Source organism: Frigoribacterium sp. Leaf8 (assembly GCF_001421165.1).
Taxonomy (GTDB): Bacteria; Actinomycetota; Actinomycetes; order Actinomycetales; family Microbacteriaceae; genus Frigoribacterium.
The window spans coordinates 499733-518592 of sequence record NZ_LMKB01000006.1 but is presented as its reverse complement, the minus strand read 5'-3'; the positions used below and the strand labels follow the sequence as shown (position 1 = coordinate 518592).

The following is an 18860-nucleotide window of genomic DNA, read 5'->3' as shown; positions in this document are numbered from 1 at the left end:
CCCGGCCCCCGCAGCCGGCCTACGGCACGACGCCCCCGCCGAGTGCTCCCCAGCCCGCCTACGGAGCCCCGCAGCAGCCCTACGGCGGGCAGCCGCAGGGCGACCGCTCGCAGCAGCCCTACGGCGGGCAGCCGCAGCAGCCCTACGGCGGCCAGCAGCAGCCCTACGCTGGCGCCCCGACCGGCGCTCCCGCCTACGGTCAGGCCCCGCAGTCGCCGCAGGGCGGCAACGGCCTGGGCATCGCCTCGATCGTCGTCGGCGGCGTCGGACTGCTGCTGTCGTTCGTCGGGTTCGGCGTGATCCCCGCGATCGTCGGCCTCGTGCTCGGCATCATCGCGCTCGTGAAGAAGAAGGGTGCGCGCATGCTCGCCCTGATCGGCACGATCGTGTCGGGGCTTGGCGTCCTGATCGGCATCGCCGTCGTGATCTTCGGTGTCATCGTCGGGCTCGCCTCCGTCCAGGCCATCAACGAGTCCCTGCCCACGAGCGGCTCGATCGACTCGGGTGACACCGGGACGGCCGACGGCGACGCCTCGGCCGAGAACAACGCCTTCGGCGACACCTTCACCTACGACGACGGCATCGCCCTGACCGTCTCGGCCCCTGAGGCGTACACGCCCGGCGAGTACTCGAGCGGCGCCGACCAGGCGGCTTCCGTGGTCTTCACCGTGACGATCGAGAACGGCACCGACGCCAACTTCGACCCGATGCCCTACGAGACGGCCACCTCGGGCGGCGTCGAGGCCAGCAAGGTCTACGACTCCGACATCGAGAGCTCGCCCACGACGGTCGTCCCGGCCGGCCAGTCCATCTCGTACCGCATCGTGTTCTCGGTGGCCGACGCCGACCAGATCGTCTTCCAGATGTCCCCGTCGTTCGACTACGACGACGTGGTGTTCACCAGCTGAGCCGTTCCGCGTCCACCGGCCCCGTGTCGGGCGGAGCCCCCGTCGTCCGCGACGGGGGCTCCGTGGCGTCCGGGGCGACCGGTGTCGCGCCTCCTGCACCATGATGGTCGGGTGCCTCCGACGACCCCGACCGATGCCCCGACGCCCCACCTCTCGACCGATCCCGAGCTGCTCGCGCGGCTGAGGGCCGACCTGGCGTCGTCCGGGTTCACGGTCGAGCGGCTGCAGGGTGCCGACGCGTGGGGCTCGCACGCCGGGGCCGCACTCTTCCGCGGCGAGCGGGTCGCGGCCCGTCGTGCCCTCGCCCGCAGCTCGGCTCGCGACGAGTCCGTGCGTCCGGCCGCCACCCTCGCGTCGCTCTTCGTGCTCGGCTACCCGCAGGCCGTCGAGGCGGTGGCCGGCGCCCTGCCGACCCTGGGCGCCGAGGGCGCGGTCGCCCTCGGGCTCGTGGCGAGGGAGGGCGACTCGGTCCGTGCGCTCGTCGACCTCCGTCCGTACGCCTTCGTCGACGCCTCGGGCGAGGCGAGCTGGTGGATCGCCTCCGACCTCGGCGAGCTCGTCGTCGAGGGGGCGCTGCGAGAGGACCACGTGCTCGGCGTCGGGGGAGCCTCGGCGACGCTCGCCGGCCTGATGATCTCGCGCCAGGTCGACCGGGCGCTCGACCTCGGCACCGGCTGTGGCATCCAGGCGCTGCACGCGGCCCGGCACGCGCGGCACGTCGTGGCCACCGACATCTCGCAGCGCGCCCTCGACTACGCCGCGTTCAACGCCGCGCTCAACCTGGTCGACGGCATCGAGCTGAGGCTGGGCAGCCTGTTCGAGCCCGTCGCCGGGGAGACCTTCGACCACATCGTGTCGAATCCGCCCTTCGTCATCACGCCGCGTGCCGAGGGCGTGCCCGAGTACGAGTACCGCGACGGCGGCATGGTCGGCGACGACCTCGTCGCCTCGGTCGTCGAGGGCCTCGGGCGCCACCTCGCGCCGGGCGGCATCGCGCAGCTGCTGGGCAACTGGGAGTCCGGAGGCGCGGGTGCGGTCGCCGGCAAGAAGGGCGCGTACTCGGTCGCCGACTGGGCGGCCCGGGGCGGCGTGGCCGTCGACGTCTGGGTCGTCGAGCGCGAGGTGCAGGACCCGACCGCGTACTCCGAGACCTGGATCCGCGACGGCGGCACCCGACCCGGTTCCGCCGACTTCGAGCGCCTGTACGAGGCGTGGCTCGGCGACTTCGAGGCCCGGGGGGTCGTCGAGGTCGGGTTCGGCTACCTGACGGTGCGTCGGCCCGCAGGCGACGCGAGCCTGCCCGTGGTGCGCACGGAGCGCCTCCTCGGCGGTCTCGGCCAGAACGACGTGGGACTCGGTGCCCACCTGCTCGGGACGCTCGACGCGGTCGACCTGCTGCGCGACCTCGACGACGAGCAGCTGGCCGCGCGTCGGCTGGTCGTCGCGGGCGACGTCACCGAGGAGCGCCACTACTGGCCGGGCAACGACGACCCCACGGTCATCTCGTTGCGGCAGGGCGGCGGCTTCGCCCGAACGGTCGACTCGGGCACGGCCCTGTCGGCCCTGGTCGGTGCCTGCGACGGCGAGCTCAGCGTCGGGGCGATCGTCGGTGCCCTGGCCCAGCTGCTCGGGGCCGACGAGGCCGCTCTGAGGGCGGAACTGCTGCCCCAGGTCCGCGAACTGGTGACGACGGGCATGCTGCGGGCCTGAGCCGGACGGGCGTGTCCCGTCCCGGGCTCGGAAGACGTGCCGGGCGCCGGCCGGACGGGGTCAGGCGGGGGTGCCCACCGTCGCCAGCGCGAGGCGCCAGACGAGCTCGACGTGCTCGGCCATGTCGGTGGCGGGGTCGAGCATCCACTGGATCTGCATGCCGTCGCTGACCGCGAGCAGGACGGTCGCGAGGCGGGTGGGGTCGACGCCCGCCGGCACCTCGCCCCGTCGCTGTCGGGCGGTGATCGCCTCGGCGACCTGGGCGCGGATCGACGCGTAGCGCTCGACGAAGTACGCGTGGGCGGCATGGCTCGGATCGCTCGTCGCAGCCGTCGACATGCTGGCGAACAGCTGGACCAGCCCGGGCACGTCGGCGTTGTGCCGGATGACGGTGATCAACTGCTCGACGATGTCCGCCTGCGGGTCGGCGAGCGCGAGGTCGACCTCGTCGCGTCGACGCAGGATGGCCGTGAAGAGTTCGTCCTTGCTGTCGAAGTAGTGCAGCAGCCCGGCCTGGCTGAGGCCGACCGAGTCGGCGAGCTCCCGGACCGACGTGCCGCGGAAGCCGTTGCGGGAGACCACCTCGAGCGCCGTGTCGAGGATCTCCGTGCGCTTGGCCACACCCTTCGCGTACGAACCCCGTTGTGCCATGCGGTCAGGCTAGCGCGACCGTCGGCGCTCGGGCCCGAAACCCACCGTCGCTCGGTTTTCGCTGGTAGCGTCACGTCATGACCCTCCACCACGACGGCGACGCGGCCGACGACCAGATCCGTGCCGACCAGGCCCGGGACGACCAGGCCCGACTGACAGAGTTGCTCGGGCGACTCACGCTCGACGAGAAGGTGCAGCTGCTCACCGGCCGCGACTTCTGGACGACCCACCCGAACGAGAAGATCGGCCTGCGGCGCATCCTGGTCAGCGACGGCCCCAGCGGGGTGCGCGGCGAGGTGTGGGACGAACGCTCGCCGTCCCTGAACCTGCCCAGCGCCTCCTCGTTGTCGTCGTCCTGGGACCCCGACCTGGCCCGTCGTTACGGTGCCGCGGCCGCCGTCGAGGCCCGCCGCAAGGGCGTCGACGTCGTGCTCGGCCCGACCATCAACCTGCACCGGTCACCCCTCGGCGGTCGGCACTTCGAGGCGTTCAGCGAGGACCCGGTGCTCACCGCCGAGCTCGCCGCCGCGTACGTCCACGGCGTGCAGGACAACGGCGTCGGCGCGACCCCCAAGCACTACGTCGCCAACGACTACGAGACGGACCGCTTCACCGCGAGCACCGTGGTGAGCGACCGGGCCCTGCGCGAGCTCTACCTGCTGGCGTTCGAGAAGGCCGTCACCGAGGCGCACGCCTGGCTGGTCATGTCGTCGTACAACTCGATCAACGGCGTGACCGCGACCGAGAACGAGCTGCTCGAGACGCCGCTGAACAGCGAGTGGGGCTTCGACGGCGTCGTGGTCAGCGACTGGACCGGCGTGCGGAGCGTCGAGAGCGCGAAGCACTCGCAAGACCTCGTGATGCCCGGCCCGGACGGCCCCTGGGGCGACGCCCTCGTCGCCGCCGTGCGGGCGGGAGAGGTGCCGGAGGCCTCGATCGACCGCAAGGTGCTGCGCCTGTTGCAGCTCGCCGCCCGCGTCGGAGCCCTCGACGGCTTCGAGCCGGTCGCCGCGACGCCGACCACGGTCGAGGACGGCATCGCCTTCGTCCGCGAGGCCGCGGCCGCCGGCACCGTCCTGGCCCACGACCGGGGAGGCGCGGTGCCGGTCGACCCCGCGACCGTCCGGTCCGTCGCCGTCGTCGGCCACAACGCGCGGTTCGCGCGGACCCAGGGCGGTGGCAGCGCCACCGTGCTGCCCGAGAAGGTCGTCACGCCCGTCGAGGGCATCGAGCAGGCCTTCCCGGGCGCCACCCTGACCTACTCGGTCGGCGCCGTCGTGCAAGAGGGCGTGGCCGAGCTGCCCCTCGACCGCATCACCAATCCCGAGACGGGCGAACCCGGCGTCCGTGTGTCGTTCCGCTCGGGCGACGACGAGCTGTTCTCGGAGGACCGTCGGGCCACCGCGCTCGTCTGGTTCGGTGGCGACGCCCCCATCGAGCGCAGCGACACGGTGCGATTCTCGACCCGCTACACGCCGGAGGTCACGGGCGAGATCCTGCTCGGCGTGGCCTCGGTCGGCCACTCGGTCATCCGCGTCGACGGCGAGGTCGTGCTCGACGGCACGAGCGAGGCCGTCGGCGACGACCTCGGCGCGGCGTTCCTCGCACCGCCGTCGCAGTCGGCGGCCGTGGCGGTCGTCGAGGGGCGACCGATCGACGTCGTCATCGACCACACCATCGGGGCGAGCGCACTCGGCGGAGCCCTGAGCTACACCTTCGGCATCGAGCCCGACGACGCCGACCCGTCCGGGCTGATCGACGAGGCCGTCGCGGCCGCGGCGGCCGCCGACCTGACGATCGTCGTGGTGGGCACGAACGGCAAGGTCGAGTCCGAGGGCTTCGACCGCACCTCGCTCGACCTGCCCGGCCGCCAGGACGAGCTCGTCTCGCGCGTGGCGGCGGCCGCCGCGACGACCGTCGTGGTCGTCAACGCGGGGTCGCCGGTCACGATGCCGTGGCGTGACGAGGTCGACGCCCTGTTCCTCACCTGGTTCGGTGGTCAGGAGTACGGCCACGCGCTCGGCGACGTCCTCACCGGTGCCGTCGAGCCCGGCGGCCGCCTGCCCACGACGTGGCCCGCCACGCAGGCGGACGTGCCCGTGATCGACGTCACCCCCGTCGACGGCGAGGTCGTCTACGACGAGGGCATCCACGTCGGCTACCGCGCCTGGCTGAAGGCCGGCACGACCCCGGCCTACCCGTTCGGGCACGGCCTCGGCTACACGACCTGGTCGCTCTCGGGCCTCGACGTGACCTCGACGGTGAGCGCAGGAGGCGCGGTGCAGGTGGCCGTCGACGTCACCAACACCGGCGCCCGCGAGGGCAAGCACGTGGTCCAGGTCTACGCCTCGCGCCCCGACTCCGTGGTCGACCGTCCGGTGCGGTGGCTCGTCGGGTTCGCGCCCGTCGTGGTGCCGGTCGGGGGGACGAGCCGTGTCGAGGTGACCGTCCCGGCCCGGGCGTTCGCCGACTGGCGCGACGGGTCCTGGGCCCACGAGCCGGGCGCCTTCACGGTGCACGTCGGGTCGTCCGTCGCCGAGCTGCCGCTCGAGGCGACGGTCGTGCTCGAGGGGTGAGGCGCGCCGCGTGACGCGACCCGCGCCTCCTGGTCCGTCGAATCAGGAGGCGCGGGTCGTCGGTGCGCGGAGCGGGCGTCAGCCGCGGTGGTTGCCCGTGCGCTCGCCCCACTCGCGCCACGAGTACTCGGGTACGAAGCCGAGCAGGTCGCGGGCCTTGTCGCTGCTGAGCAGCGGCTCGACGCCCTCGACCGCCCGGCGCTTCTCGACCTGCGGCCAGTACTGCTCGGCGAGCACGGCCGTCGGCGTGTTCATCACGGTGTCGGACGCCGCGATGATGAACGCCTCGAAGCCGACGAGGTCGCTCTCGAGCGCCTTGCGCACGGCCTGGGCGCCGTCGCGGGCGTCGATGTACGAGAACAGGTTGAAGGTGCGCTTCTCGGGGGTCTCGTCGAAGGGGTACTCCGAGTAGTCGCCGTCGTCCATCACGTTCGAGAAGCGCAGGCCGATCAGCTTGAGCTGACGGTCCCACCGCGTGAAGTGCCGCGCCATCTCCTCCTCGACGGCCTTGCCCAGCGAGTACGACGACTCGGGGCGCACGGCGTACTCCTCGTCGAGCGGCAGGTACGGCGGATCGATGTCGAACGGGATGCCGAGCAGGGTCTCGCTCGAGGCCCAGACGACGTTGCGGATCTTCGCGGCACGGGCGGCCGCGAACACGTTGTAGCTCGACGTCACGTTGTTCGTGAAGAGGGCGGCGTTCGGCACCAGGCCGGGGGCCGGGATGGCGCCGAGGTGCACGACGGCGTCGATGTGGTCGTACCGGTCGTCCACGCTCGTGAGCGCCTGGGCGACCTGGCCGTAGTCGGTCAGGTCGACCTTGACGAAGACGACGCCGTCGACGGGGTCGGGGCTGGGGACGCGGTCGAGCAGGACGACCTCGTAGCCGTGGTCGGCGAGGTCGCGGACGACGGCGCGGCCGAGCTTGCCGCTGCCGCCGGTGACGGCGACTCGGGTGGTGGGGGTGCGGGGAGACGACATCGTCGGCCCTTTCTGCCGGACGCCCGGCGGGTCTGGGGGTGCGCGGATCGGGCTCCGCGCCTCCGTCGTTTCTACTAGCCGGCGGGCCTCCGTGGTCGGACGCGGGTGGTCGGGCCGACTCCGTCCCGACGCCCGGGAGGCGCGGTGGGGGTCCGCATCCGCTGGGAGCCGTGTCGGACGTGCCGGGTAGCTTCGGCCTGACCGGGGTCGACCGTCGGCCCCCGAGAGAGGCCCTCATGAGCACGCCCACGAACCCCGCGAACCACGACGCCGACGAGCGCACCGACCCGGCGGCCGTGCACGGCGACAGCCCCGAGGAGGTCGAGCTGAACGGCGAGTCCCCGGCCGACGAGGCCGCCGTCGAAGGCGCCGTCGACCAGGTCGACGGGCTCCTCGGCGGCCCGGGACGCGTCGCCTGAGCCGTCGGGCCGGTCGACGCGTCAGCCGATCGGCTGCAGCGAGTGGAAGGCGGTGCCGTGGTAGACGAGCGGCGCCGCCGTGTCGTCGACCCGGGCGCCGAGCACCTGCAGGATGACCACGACGTGGTCGCCGGCGGGCACCTCGCGGTGCACCACGCACTCGAGCCGCAGCGGGGTGCCCGACACCAGGACGGCCCCGTCGTCGGTGACGACGTGGTCGACGCCGGCGAACCGGGCGGCCCGCGTGCGCGACGAGAGCTGACGGCAGAGCAGGCCCTGGTCGGCGGCGAGCACCGAGACGCCGAGGCGCGGCGCCGTGCGCAGGCGGGCCCAGGTCGCCGAGTCCTGACGCGCGGAGAACGTCACCATCGGCGGGTCGAACGAGGCCCCGACCGTGAAGCTCGAGACGACCATGCCGTCCGGGCCGTCGACCCCGGTGGCGGCGAGCGCGGCGACCCCGCTCGGGAAGGCGGCGAACGCCGAGCGTTCGACCGGGTCGAGCGACGTGGTGCGGGTCATCGGGGCTCCCGTCGAGAGATGTGAACCAGTTGGTTCATCGCGACGTTAGCCGTCCGGTGTTTCATCCGGATTACGAGGTGTTCCAATCACCTGGAAGTCACCCACCACCTCGGGCATCGTCCGAGGTACGGTGTAGTGCGCTCACCGGCTGGTTACCGGGGCGCCCGTTCCCGTCAAGCGGCCGACGAACGCAGCGTGGTCTCCTGATCCGACTTCGTGAGGTCCTCGGCCGTGGGTCCGGTGGGCACGCCCTGGTCCGAGCTCCGCTCGTCGACCGGAGCGTGCCCTCTTCTCGTCCCGGCGGTCGTCGCGGACCGGGCGTCCTCGGGGTCGCGAGTCGCGCCTCCTCGTGCTTTACTTGAGGCCCCCTCACCTCGCGGAGGTTCAGGGCACGAGGCGGGGGACCGGCCGCGGGAGCGTCGTCGCGCTCCCGCGGCCGGACGACCCGTCCGTGGTCGTCGCCGTCGGACCGGTGGATGGTGCAGGGTTGACTCATCATGTCGCCCGCTCCCGTCGCCCCCCTCGCCGCCCTGCTCCCCTCGACGCCGGGCGCCGACTCGTACGACGCCGACGCGGCGTACACGGCCTTCGCCGAGTGGGCCGAGTCGCGGGGGCTGCCCCTCTACCCGGCCCAGGACGAAGCGATGATGGAGCTCGTCGGAGGCGCGTCGGTGATCCTCAGCACGCCGACCGGCACGGGCAAGTCGCTCGTCGCGGCCGGCGCCCACTTCGTCGCCCTGAGCCAGGGCGGGCGGTCGTACTACACGGCCCCGATCAAGGCCCTGGTCAGCGAGAAGTTCTTCGCGTTGGTCGAGCTCTTCGGGCCCGAGAACGTCGGCATGGTGACCGGCGACTCGTCGGTGAACTCCGACGCGCCGATCATCTGCTGCACGGCCGAGATCCTCGCGAACCTGGCCCTGCGGCACGGGGCCGACGCCGCCGTCGACCAGGTCGTGATGGACGAGTTCCACTTCTACGGCGACCAGTCTCGCGGCTGGGCCTGGCAGGTGCCGCTGTTGCTGCTGCCGCGTGCGCAGTTCCTGCTGATGTCGGCGACGCTGGGTGACGTCACCCGCATCACCGACGACCTCGCACGGCGCACCGGTCGGCCCGTGGCTCGGGTCACGGGCGTCGAGCGTCCCGTGCCGCTGCACTACTTCTACGCGCAGACGCCCGTGCAGGAGACGGTCGAAGAACTGCTCTCGACCGGCGAGGCGCCCGTCTACGTCGTGCACTTCTCCCAGGCCGCGGCGCTCGAGCGGGCGCAGGCGCTGTCGAGCATCAAGGTCGCCAGCCGCGAGCAGCGCGACGAGATCGCCGAACTGATCGGCGGTTTCCGGTTCAGCACCGGGTTCGGCAAGACCCTCAACCGCCTGGTGCGCTCGGGCATCGGGGTGCACCACGCGGGCATGCTGCCCAAGTACCGTCGCCTCGTCGAGCAACTGGCGCAACGCGGCCTGCTGCGGGTCATCTGCGGCACGGACACGCTCGGCGTCGGCATCAACGTGCCGATCCGCACGGTGTTGCTGACGGCGCTGACCAAGTTCGACGGCACCCGCATGCGCCAGGTCAGCGCGCGAGAGTTCCACCAGATCGCCGGGCGGGCCGGTCGCGCGGGCTACGACACCTCGGGCACGGTCACGCTCCAGGCGCCCGAGCACGAGATCGACAACCTCAAGCAGATCGAGCGGGCGGGCGACGACCCGAAGAAGAAGCGCAAGATCGTCCGCAAGAAGGCGCCCGACGGCTTCGTGTCCTGGGGCGAACCCAGCTTCACCAAGCTCATCGCCGCCGAGCCGGAGGCCCTGACCTCGCACATGCAGGTCACCCACGCCATGCTGCTCAACGTCATCGGGCGCGGCGGCGACGTCTTCGCCAACGTGCGCTCGCTGGTCTTCGACAACCACGAGCCCCTCGCCAAGCAGTACGCCATGGCCCGGCAGGCCATCTCGATCTACCGCACGCTGCGCACCGCCGAGGTCGTCGTACAAGAGGCCTCGCCCGACGGAGGCGCTCCGACCATCCGCCTGACCGTCGACCTGCAGGCCAACTTCGCCCTCAACCAGCCATTGTCGCCCTTCGCCCTGGCGACCTTCGAGGTGCTCGACGTCGAGTCGCCCACCTACGCCCTCGACATGGTGTCCGTGGTCGAGGCGACCCTCGACGACCCCCGGCCGATCCTGTCGCAGCAGCAGTTCAAGGCCCGCGGCGAGGCCGTGGCCGCGATGAAGTCCGAGGGCATCGAGTACGACCAGCGCATGGAACTCCTCGAGGAGGTCACCTGGCCCAAGCCGCTCGACGAGTTGTTGACCGCCCTGTTCGAGACGTACGCGGCCTCGCAGCCCTGGATCGGCGACTTCGCGCTCAGCCCCAAGTCGGTCGTGCGCGACCTGTACGAGCGCGCCATGACGTTCGGCGACTTCGTGGCCTTCTACGGGTTGGCCCGCTCCGAGGGGCTCGTGCTGCGCTACCTGTCCGACGCCTTCCGCGCGTTGCGGCAGACGGTGCCGGACGAGGCGAAGACCGACGAGCTGGTCGACGTCATCGAGTGGCTCGGCGAACTCGTCCGGCAGGTCGACTCCAGCCTGCTCGACGAGTGGGAAGAGATGGTGAACCCGAGCGAGCTCGAGGCCCACGACGAGATCGTGCCCCCGACGCTCCGCAACCTCACCGCCAACGCCCGGGCCTTCCGGATCATGGTGCGCAACGAGCTGTTCCGTCGCGTCGAACTCGCCGCCCGCGACGACGCGGACGCCCTCGGGGCCCTCGACGCGGGCTCGGGCTGGGACGCCGACCGCTGGGGCGAGGCCCTCGACCGGTACTACGACGAGTACGACTCCATCGGCACGGACGCCGCGGCCCGGGGCCCACAGATGCTCCAGGTCGAGCAACTGCCCACGGTGTGGCGGGTGCGGCAGATCCTCGCCGACCCCGAGGGCGACCACGACTTCGGCATCTCGGCCGTGGTCGACCTCGCCTCGAGCGACGAGCGAGGCGAGGCCGTCGTGACCGTCACGGCCGTCGGGCCGGCCTCCGAGCGGAGCCGACCGTCACCCGTCGAGGGGTAATCTCGTAGGGTCGCGCCCCACCCCGGCAGCCGACCAGCTCCACCCGCGTTCCACCACGAAGAGGTCGCCATGTCTCGTCTGTCCGGCAAAGTCGCCATCGTCACCGGGGCAGCCTCGGGCATCGGCGAGGCGATCGTCCGCCGGTTCGCCGACGAGGGGGCCCGGGTCGTCGCGACCGACATCGTCGACGGGGCGGCCGTGGCCGCCGAGACGGGGGCCGAGTTCGTGCAGCACGACGTCGCCAACGGCGGCGACTGGAAGCGCGTCATGGACCGCATCGCCGAGCACTACGGCCGACTCGACGTGCTGGTCAACAACGCCGGCATCGTCTCGGGTCAGTCGATCGACGTCACCCAGCTCGAGAGCTGGAACCGCGTCTTCGCGGTCAACGTCACCGGCGTCATGCTCGGCACGCGCTTCGCCATCGAACAGATGCGCGCGAACCCCGACGGCGAGGGCGGGTCGATCATCAACCTGGCTCCGGCGACGTCCTTCCTCGGCTTCGGTGACGACGCGGCCTACACGGCGAGCAAGCACGCGCTGGTCGGGCTCACCCGGTCGAGTGCCGCACACGCCGCCCAGGAGGGCTGGAACATCCGCATCAACTCGCTCCACCCCGGCCCGACCGACACCGCCCTGTTCCGCCGTCAGGTCGAGGCCCAGCCGCAGGTGCTCGACGCGTTCCGCGCCATGAGCCCGCGGGGTCGACTCGCCAAGCCCGACGAGGTCGCCGGGCTCGCCCTGCACCTCGCGAGCGACGACTCGGCCTTCTCGACCGGCGCCCAGTTCGTCGTCGACGGCGGGCTGTCGAGCACGCACCCCTCGATGTAGCCGCGCGGCGCGGCGCTGCTTGCCTTGCGCGGTGCGGCACCGCGACTCGTGCACGGCACCGCGTCTAGATCAGGTGCGGTGCCCGATTCGCGGTGCGGTGCGGTGCGGTGCGGGTGGGGCGCGTCAGAAGAGCGTCGCCGGAGGCGCGGGCGGGGTCGCCGGCGCCGCGATCGGGTCGGTCGTGGCGACCGGTGCCCCCGGCCAGCCGGGCCCGGACGGCACGTCGGTGCGGTTCTGGAACGCCGTGGCCGCGCCCCGGGCCCGCACGTCGGCCGCCTCGTTCATCTCGTGGCCGACGTGGCCGCGGACCCACTCGAAGCGCACCTTCCGCCCGGCCAGGGCGGCATCGAGCTCCTTGAGGATCTCGACGTTGAGCACGGGCTTGCCGTCGGCCTTCCGCCAGCCCTTGCGCTTCCAGCCGGGCATCCACTCGGTGCAGGCCTTGATCGTGTACTGGCTGTCGCACAGGATGTGCAGGTCGTCGTCGGTTCCGGCCGTGGCGCGCAGCAGCTCGAGCACGGCGGTGAGCTCGCCCTGGTTGTTGGTGGCACGCGGCCAGCCGCCGGCCGCCCACCGCTCGTCGTCGACGTACCAGGCCCATCCGGCGGGACCGGGGTTGCCGAGGGCCGATCCGTCTGCTGCGGCGGTGATGGTCATGCGGGGTGCTCCTTGCGTCGACGGGTTGCCGGTCCACGGTAACGTGCCGGGCGCGACCGACCGGACCCGCGCCTCCTGCGGGGTGTCAGCGATCGCCCGGTGGGGTGGCGCCCGCCCGTGTCAGCCGTTGTGGTCGGGGTGCGACCCGGTGCGCTCGCCCGTCTCGATGCCCGCGACGGCGGCGAGGTCGCCGGCGTCGAGCTCGAAGCCGAAGACGTCGAGGTTGGCGCGGATGCGCGACGGAGTGACCGACTTCGGGATCACGACGAGGCCCTGCTGCAGGTGCCAGCGGATCGTCACCTGGGCCGGGGTGACCCCGTGCTTCGCACCGATGCGCACCAGGGCGGCGTTGTCCAGGATGCGCCCTCGCGCCAGCGGCGACCACGCCTCGGTGACGATGCCGTGGGTGGCGTCGAAGTCGCGCAGCTCGCGTTGCTGCAACCACGGGTGCGCCTCGACCTGGTTGATGGCCGGCACGACGTCGGTCTCGGCCATCAGGCGCTCGAGGTGCGCGATCTGGAAGTTGCTCACGCCGATCGAGAGCGCGCGGCCCTCGGCCCGGATCGTCTCGAGCGCGCGGTAGGTCTCGACGTACTTGTCCTGCCGCGGAGCCGGCCAGTGGATGAGGTAGAGGTCGACGTGGTCGGTGCCGAGCTTCGTCAGGCTCTCGTCGAACGAGCGGAGCGTCTCGTCGTAGCCGTGCGCGGTGTTCCAGACCTTGGTCGTGAGGAACACCTCGTCGCGCGGCACGCCCGAGGCCCGCAGGGCCCGGCCCACGCCCCGCTCGTTGGCGTAGAACTCGGCCGTGTCGAGGTGGCGGTACCCCTCGGCGAGGGCGGTCTCGACGACCCGCTCGGCCTCGTCGTCGGCGACCTTGTAGACGCCGAGGCCGAGCTGGGGGATCGTGCGGCCGTCGTTGAGGGTGATCTGGGGCACGTCGATGGAGGGCATGCCCCAACTCTGCCAGCGACCGACCGACGCGTGTCGCACGCACCGGGCGACCGTCCGGTGAACGGTGCGCGCCGGGCCCGTCGACCGATGGACGAGGAGGCGCGGGTCAGCTCGTCTGGACCGGCACCGGTTCGGTGTCGGGCAGGGGGCTGGCGTCACGGCCGCGGAGGTCGGGCAGCGCCTTGTGGAACGCGGCCCCGACGATCATGCCGACGAAGGCGAAGCAGGCGGCGACGATGAGCCCGCCCTGGCCGCCGACGTGGTCGATCGCGAAGCCGGCGATGGCCGAACCCAGGGCCGAGCCGATCAGCTGGCCGGTGCCGGCCCAGCCGTAGGCCTCGGCCGTGTCGCTGAACTTCACGCTCGACGAGACGATCGCGAACATCACGGCCAGGGCGGGTGCGATGCCGACGCCCGCGATCAGCAGCGTGATGCTGATCGGCCAGAGGCCCGTCGCGAAGATCGCGAGGGTCATGCCCACGAACACGATGGCGATGCGGCGGGCGAGCGCCCACGGGCCGACCGGGACGTGCCCGAGGGCGAGACCGCCGACCAGCGACCCCGCGGCGAAGATCGCCAGGGCGATGCCCGAGTCGGCGCTCCCCTCGCCGAAGAGCGCGACGACGCCGGCCTCGACCGCGGCGCAGGCGCCGATGAGCAGGAACCCGGCGACGGTCGCGAGCAGCACGGTCGGCCGGGCCAGCACCTTGCCGAAGGCCCGCTTGCTGCGGGGGATGCGGACGCGTCCGACCTCGGGCGAGGCGATGAACCAGATGCCGCCGCCGACCAGGAACGCGGCCGCGAGCCAGATCGCCTCTCGCGTGCCGACCTGCGTGCCGACGAAGGTCGTGATGACCGGACCGGCGACCCAGATGATCTCTTGCGCGGACGCGTCGAGGGAGAAGAGGGGGGTGAGCTGGTTCGAGGTGACCATCTTCGGGTAGATGGTGCGGACGGCCGGCTGGACGGGAGGCACGCTGAGGCCCGTCACGAAGCCGAGCGCCATGAACACCGGCACCGAGAAGTCGTACAGGGTGAAGGTGACCATCGTGATGAGGCAGACCACCAGGGTCAGGGTGAGCACGGGGCGCATCGCCCAGCGGCCCATCCACCGGCTGGTGAGCGGCCCCGAGATCGCCTGACCGATGCTCGTCGCCGCGAGGACGAGACCGGCCGCGGCGTACGAGTGGTGGACGTGCTCGACGTGCAGCAGGAACGCGAGCGACAGCATGCCGAACGGGAAGCGCGCGGTCAGCTGGGCCGCGATGATGCGCGAGACGCCGGGCGTCTTCAGCAGGGTCGAATAGGTGCTCACGAGGGGACAAGTCTACGAGTGGGTCCGCGGTCCGCGACACGCCGTGGTCCCGAACTGGGGACATCCGTCGACGAGTGTCGGTGGTGGGGACGAACATGTGGAGAACGGCGCAGAACCGGGGAGAACCGCCCTCGTTCTGTGCAAAACGTGTGCGGTTCCCTGTGGACAACTCTGCGAGACGAACTACAGGCGTGTAACACCGCATCTAGTTGTGGGGGCAACCCCGGGCCACTAGATGTAGTATCGAGGAGTCGCCACGGGCACCACGACCCGCAGGCTCACGAACCACCGATCCGGCCTCAGGGGCCGGCCAGAACACAGGGGATCCCATGGCCATCACCGTCTACACCAAGCCGTCCTGCGTCCAGTGCACGGCCACCTACCGAGCCCTCGACAACAAGGGCATCGAGTACGACGTGCTCGACGTCACGGCCGACGACGCCGCCCTCGAGAAGGTCCGCGCCCTCGGCTACATGCAGGCCCCCGTGGTCATCGCCGACGACGACCACTGGAGCGGTTTCCGCCCCGACAAGATCGCCGCGCTGGCCGCCAAGGTCGACTAGTCGACCCGGCGCACAGCGCCCCACCAGTCGGATGACCCGGGGCTCGGGCCCACACCACGTCGGAGGCGAGGACTCGTCATGACGAACGAACTCGTCTACTTCTCGAGCGTCTCGGGCAACACCGACCGCTTCGTCAAGAAGCTCGGTCTCCCGGCCCGGCGCATCCCGCTGTTCCCGTCCGAGCCGCCGCTCCACGTCCGTGACCCCTACGTCCTCGTCCTGCCGACCTACGGTGGCGGCGAAGGACGAGGCGCCGTCCCGAAGCAGGTCATCCGGTTCCTCAACGACGAGGGCAACCGGCGCCTCATCCGAGGCGTGATCGCGGCGGGCAACACCAACTTCGGAGAGGGCTACTGCCTGGCCGGTGACATCGTCGCCGCCAAGTGCGACGTTCCCCTTCTCTACCGTTTCGAAGTCTTCGGAACACCAGACGACGTACAAGCCGTACACACAGGATTGGAAGAATTTTGGACGCAGCAGTCGATGACCTCGAAGTGATCGCCGCCCCGGGGCAGGGTCTCAGCTCGGGGATGGACTACCACTCCCTGAACGCGATGCTGAACCTCTACGGTCCGTCCGGCGAGATCCAGTTCGAGAAGGACCGCGAGGCGGCGAAGCAGTACTTCCTGCAGCACGTCAACCAGAACACGGTCTTCTTCCACAACCTGCGTGAGCGTCTCGACTACCTTGTCGAGAACGAGTACTACGAGCTCGCCACCATCGAGCAGTACGACTTCGCCTTCATCGAGAAGCTGAACGACCTCGCGTACTCGAAGAAGTTCCGCTTCCAGACCTTCCTCGGCGCGTTCAAGTACTACACCTCGTACACGCTCAAGACGTTCGACGGCAAGCGCTACCTCGAGCGCTTCGAGGACCGCGTCGTCATGACCGCCCTCGGCCTGGCCCAGGGCGACGAGAAGCTCGCCGTCGACCTCGTCGAAGAGATCATCGCGGGCCGGTTCCAGCCGGCCACGCCGACCTTCCTCAACACGGCGAAGGCCCAGCGCGGCGAGCTCGTCAGCTGCTTCCTGCTGCGCATCGAAGACAACATGGAGTCCATCTCGCGCGGCATCAACTCGTCGCTGCAGCTGTCGAAGCGCGGTGGCGGAGTCGCCCTGTCGCTCTCGAACATCCGCGAGGCCGGCGCCCCGATCAAGCAGATCGAGAACCAGTCGTCGGGCATCATCCCCGTCATGAAGCTGCTCGAAGACAGCTTCAGCTACGCGAACCAGCTCGGTGCCCGCCAGGGTGCCGGTGCGGTGTACCTCAGCGCACACCACCCCGACATCATGCGCTTCCTCGACACCAAGCGTGAGAACGCCGACGAGAAGATCCGCATCAAGACGCTGTCCCTCGGCGTCGTCGTGCCCGACATCACGTTCGAGCTCGCCAAGAACAACGAAGACATGTACCTCTTCTCGCCGTACGACGTCGAGAAGGTCTACGGTGTCCCCTTCGGCGACGTCGCGATCAGCGAGAAGTACCGCGAGATGGTCGCCGACTCGCGCATCAAGAAGACCAAGATCAAGGCGCGCGACTTCTTCCAGACGATCGCCGAGATCCAGTTCGAGTCGGGCTACCCCTACATCGTGTTCGAGGACACGGTCAACAAGGCGAACCCGATCAAGGGTCGCATCAACATGTCGAACCTGTGCTCCGAGATCCTGCAGGTCAACACGCCGACGACCTTCAACGAAGACCTCTCGTACAACGAGATCGGCAAGGACATCAGCTGCAACCTCGGCTCGATGAACATCGCCCTGTCGATGGACGCCCCCGACCTCGGCAAGACCGTCGAGACCGCGATCCGTGGCCTCAGCGCCGTCAGCGACATGAGCCACATCACGTCGGTCCGCTCGATCGAGGTCGGCAACGACCAGTCGCACGCCATCGGCCTCGGCCAGATGAACCTGCACGGCTACCTCGCCCGCGAGCGGGTGCACTACGGCACGCCCGAGGCGATCGACTTCACGAACATCTACTTCTACACGGTGCTGTTCCACGCCCTGCGCGCCTCGAACACCATCGCGATCGAGCGTGGCGTCACCTTCGGCGGCTTCGAGGACTCGACCTACGCGTCGGGCACCTTCTTCGACAAGTACACCGAGACCGAGTGGAAGCCCGAGACCGAGCGGGCGGCGGCACTGTTCGCCGACGCCGGCGTCGCGATCCCCACGCAGGACGACTGGCTCGCGCTCAAGGCCAGCATCATGCAGCACGGCATCTACAACCAGAACCTCCAGGCCGTGCCGCCGACCGGGTCGATCTCGTACATCAACCACTCGACGTCGTCGATCCACCCGATCGCGTCGAAGATCGAGATCCGCAAAGAGGGCAAGCTCGGTCGCGTGTACTACCCGGCGCCGTTCATGACGAACGACAACCTCGAGTACTACACCGACGCCTACGAGATCGGGCCCGAGAAGATCATCGACACCTACGCCGCGGCGACGCAGCACGTCGACCAGGGCCTGTCGCTCACGCTGTTCTTCAAAGACACGGCGAGCACGCGCGACATCAACAAGGCGCAGATCTACGCATGGCGCAAGGGCATCAAGACGATCTACTACATCCGTCTCCGCCAGCTCGCGCTCGAGGGCACCGAGGTCGATGGCTGCGTCAGCTGCATGCNCGGGCCGGTCTCGACGACCGGCCCGCGCCTCCTGAACTCACATTCCTGCTCCTGAAAGGCACGTCATGACCCTCACCGATCCGGTCCACGCCACCGGCAAGTCGGTCCCGCTGATCTCGTCGGTCAGTGCGATCAACTGGAACCGCATCCACGACGACAAGGACGTCGAGGTCTGGAACCGGCTGGTCAACAACTTCTGGCTGCCCGAGAAGATCCCGCTGTCGAACGACGTCCAGTCGTGGAACACCCTCACGCCCGAAGAGCAGCAGATGACGATGCGGGTCTTCACCGGCCTGACGCTGCTCGACACCATCCAGGGCACCGTCGGCGCGATCAGCCTGATCCCCGACGCGATCACCCCGCACGAAGAAGCCGTCTACACGAACATCGCGTTCATGGAGTCGGTGCACGCCAAGAGCTACTCGTCGATCTTCTCGACCCTCGCGTCGACCCCCGAGATCGACGACGCCTTCCGCTGGTCGACCGAGAACGTCAACCTGCAGAAGAAGGCCCAGATCGTCCTCGACTACTACACGGGCGACGACCCGCTGAAGCGCAAGGTCGCCTCGACGCTGCTCGAGTCGTTCCTGTTCTACAGCGGCTTCTACCTGCCGATGTACTGGTCGTCGCGCGCCAAGCTGACCAACACGGCCGACCTCATCCGCCTCATCATCCGCGACGAGGCCGTGCACGGGTACTACATCGGCTACAAGTTCCAGAAGGGTCTCGAAGGCGCCTCGGACGAGCGCAAGCAAGAGATCAAGGACTACACGTTCAACCTGCTCTTCGAGCTCTACGAGAACGAGATCCAGTACACGCAAGACCTCTACGACGGCGTCGGCCTCAGCGAAGACGTCAAGAAGTTCCTGCACTACAACGCCAACAAGGCGCTGATGAACCTCGGCTACGAGCCGATGTTCCCCAAAGAGACGACCGACGTGAACCCGGCGATCCTGTCCGCGCTCTCGCCGAACGCCGACGAGAACCACGACTTCTTCTCGGGGTCGGGTTCGTCGTACGTCATCGGCAAGGCCGTCAACACCGAAGACGAGGACTGGGACTTCTAACCCACCCCCGCA

15 protein-coding genes and 1 pseudogene are annotated in these 18860 nt (G+C 70.2%); 10 read left to right on the top strand and 6 right to left on the bottom strand.

All coding sequences use genetic code 11. The features are described 5' to 3' along the window. Positions 1 to 296: 296 nt before the first annotated feature. Together ASL10_RS13910 and ASL10_RS13905 are read left to right on the top strand one after the other, a co-directional pair. Entirely contained in the window at positions 297 to 908 is a 612-nt protein-coding gene (locus ASL10_RS13910; RefSeq protein WP_056048978.1) for a DUF4190 domain-containing protein, read from the top strand. Between the two features lie 111 nt (positions 909 to 1019). After that, positions 1020 to 2618 (top strand): methyltransferase, encoded by a 1599-nt coding sequence (locus ASL10_RS13905; protein WP_056048976.1) that lies wholly within the window; start codon positions 1020 to 1022, stop codon positions 2616 to 2618. Between the two features lie 60 nt (positions 2619 to 2678). On the opposite strand, the gene ASL10_RS13900 is transcribed toward ASL10_RS13905, so the two are convergent. Next, positions 2679 to 3269, bottom strand: a complete 591-nt coding sequence (locus tag ASL10_RS13900; protein ID WP_200922612.1) for a TetR/AcrR family transcriptional regulator — start codon at positions 3267 to 3269, stop codon at positions 2679 to 2681. Positions 3270 to 3346: 77 nt separating this feature from the next. Between ASL10_RS13900 and ASL10_RS13895 the strand changes: the two genes are divergently transcribed. Further along, a complete protein-coding gene (locus ASL10_RS13895) occupies positions 3347 to 5845 on the top strand; it encodes a beta-glucosidase (RefSeq protein WP_082460603.1) in 2499 nt (832 codons plus the stop codon). 78 nt (positions 5846 to 5923) lie between these two features. Here ASL10_RS13895 and ASL10_RS13890 read toward each other — a convergent pair whose 3' ends face one another. Then, positions 5924 to 6826 (bottom strand): NAD(P)-dependent oxidoreductase, encoded by a 903-nt coding sequence (locus ASL10_RS13890; RefSeq protein ID WP_056048973.1) that lies wholly within the window; start codon positions 6824 to 6826, stop codon positions 5924 to 5926. Positions 6827 to 7062: 236 nt separating this feature from the next. On the opposite strand from ASL10_RS13890, the gene ASL10_RS13885 reads away from it, so the two are divergent. Then, positions 7063 to 7245, top strand: coding sequence for a hypothetical protein (locus ASL10_RS13885; protein ID WP_056048970.1), 183 nt, complete (start codon positions 7063 to 7065; stop codon positions 7243 to 7245). 21 nt (positions 7246 to 7266) lie between these two features. Here the strand turns inward: ASL10_RS13885 and ASL10_RS13880 are convergent, their stop codons facing one another. Then, on the bottom strand, positions 7267 to 7764 hold the full coding sequence (locus ASL10_RS13880; RefSeq protein WP_056048968.1) for a flavin reductase family protein: 498 nt from the start codon (positions 7762 to 7764) through the stop codon (positions 7267 to 7269). A 497-nt stretch (positions 7765 to 8261) separates the two neighbouring features. Between ASL10_RS13880 and ASL10_RS13875 the strand changes: the two genes are divergently transcribed. Together ASL10_RS13875 and ASL10_RS13870 are read left to right on the top strand one after the other, a co-directional pair. After that, on the top strand, positions 8262 to 10832 hold the full coding sequence (locus ASL10_RS13875; RefSeq protein ID WP_082460602.1) for an RNA helicase: 2571 nt from the start codon (positions 8262 to 8264) through the stop codon (positions 10830 to 10832). A gap of 69 nt (positions 10833 to 10901) precedes the next feature. Beyond that, on the top strand, positions 10902 to 11663 hold the full coding sequence (locus tag ASL10_RS13870; protein ID WP_043596555.1) for an SDR family NAD(P)-dependent oxidoreductase: 762 nt from the start codon (positions 10902 to 10904) through the stop codon (positions 11661 to 11663). Between the two features lie 123 nt (positions 11664 to 11786). Here the strand turns inward: ASL10_RS13870 and ASL10_RS13865 are convergent, their stop codons facing one another. The 3 genes from ASL10_RS13865 to ASL10_RS13855 form a co-directional block, all read right to left on the bottom strand. Next, the gene (locus ASL10_RS13865; protein WP_056048966.1) at positions 11787 to 12320 is read right to left on the bottom strand and encodes a ribonuclease H; all 534 of its coding nucleotides are present in this window, start codon (positions 12318 to 12320) and stop codon (positions 11787 to 11789) included. Between the two features lie 120 nt (positions 12321 to 12440). Beyond that, a complete protein-coding gene (locus ASL10_RS13860; RefSeq protein WP_056048963.1) occupies positions 12441 to 13271 on the bottom strand; it encodes an aldo/keto reductase in 831 nt (276 codons plus the stop codon). A gap of 106 nt (positions 13272 to 13377) precedes the next feature. Beyond that, positions 13378 to 14586, bottom strand: coding sequence for an MFS transporter (locus ASL10_RS13855; protein WP_056048960.1), 1209 nt, complete (start codon positions 14584 to 14586; stop codon positions 13378 to 13380). Between the two features lie 329 nt (positions 14587 to 14915). Here ASL10_RS13855 and nrdH point away from each other — a divergent pair, with 329 nt between their 5' ends. The 4 genes and pseudogenes from nrdH (at position 14916) to nrdF (ending at position 18848) form a co-directional block, all read left to right on the top strand. Further along, the gene (gene nrdH, locus ASL10_RS13850; protein WP_043596549.1) at positions 14916 to 15149 is read left to right on the top strand and encodes a glutaredoxin-like protein NrdH; all 234 of its coding nucleotides are present in this window, start codon (positions 14916 to 14918) and stop codon (positions 15147 to 15149) included. Positions 15150 to 15227: 78 nt separating this feature from the next. Next, positions 15228 to 15647 (top strand): class Ib ribonucleoside-diphosphate reductase assembly flavoprotein NrdI, encoded by a 420-nt coding sequence (gene nrdI / locus ASL10_RS13845; RefSeq protein ID WP_056048957.1) that lies wholly within the window; start codon positions 15228 to 15230, stop codon positions 15645 to 15647. A 32-nt stretch (positions 15648 to 15679) separates the two neighbouring features. After that, positions 15680 to 17780, top strand: a pseudogene (nrdE, locus tag ASL10_RS13840) (class 1b ribonucleoside-diphosphate reductase subunit alpha); the annotation flags it as partial. Between the two features lie 66 nt (positions 17781 to 17846). Then, the gene (gene nrdF, locus ASL10_RS13835) at positions 17847 to 18848 is read left to right on the top strand and encodes a class 1b ribonucleoside-diphosphate reductase subunit beta (protein ID WP_056048952.1); all 1002 of its coding nucleotides are present in this window, start codon (positions 17847 to 17849) and stop codon (positions 18846 to 18848) included. Positions 18849 to 18860: the final 12 nt, after the last annotated feature.

Excerpts from the sequence above, each read along its gene's own strand:
- ASL10_RS13900 (WP_200922612.1), bottom strand. The coding sequence starts at position 3,269 with ATGGCACAACGGGGTTCGTACGCGAAGGGTGTGGCCAAGCGCACGGAG.
- nrdI (WP_056048957.1), top strand. The coding sequence starts at position 15,228 with ATGACGAACGAACTCGTCTACTTCTCGAGCGTCTCGGGCAACACCGAC.
- ASL10_RS13870 (WP_043596555.1), top strand. The coding sequence starts at position 10,902 with ATGTCTCGTCTGTCCGGCAAAGTCGCCATCGTCACCGGGGCAGCCTCG.
- ASL10_RS13890 (WP_056048973.1), bottom strand. The coding sequence starts at position 6,826 with ATGTCGTCTCCCCGCACCCCCACCACCCGAGTCGCCGTCACCGGCGGC.
- ASL10_RS13895 (WP_082460603.1), top strand. The coding sequence starts at position 3,347 with ATGACCCTCCACCACGACGGCGACGCGGCCGACGACCAGATCCGTGCC.
- ASL10_RS13875 (WP_082460602.1), top strand. The coding sequence starts at position 8,262 with ATGTCGCCCGCTCCCGTCGCCCCCCTCGCCGCCCTGCTCCCCTCGACG.
- ASL10_RS13860 (WP_056048963.1), bottom strand. The coding sequence starts at position 13,271 with ATGCCCTCCATCGACGTGCCCCAGATCACCCTCAACGACGGCCGCACG.
- ASL10_RS13885 (WP_056048970.1), top strand. The coding sequence starts at position 7,063 with ATGAGCACGCCCACGAACCCCGCGAACCACGACGCCGACGAGCGCACC.
- ASL10_RS13865 (WP_056048966.1), bottom strand. The coding sequence starts at position 12,320 with ATGACCATCACCGCCGCAGCAGACGGATCGGCCCTCGGCAACCCCGGT.
- nrdH (WP_043596549.1), top strand. The coding sequence starts at position 14,916 with ATGGCCATCACCGTCTACACCAAGCCGTCCTGCGTCCAGTGCACGGCC.
- ASL10_RS13880 (WP_056048968.1), bottom strand. The coding sequence starts at position 7,764 with ATGACCCGCACCACGTCGCTCGACCCGGTCGAACGCTCGGCGTTCGCC.
- nrdF (WP_056048952.1), top strand. The coding sequence starts at position 17,847 with ATGACCCTCACCGATCCGGTCCACGCCACCGGCAAGTCGGTCCCGCTG.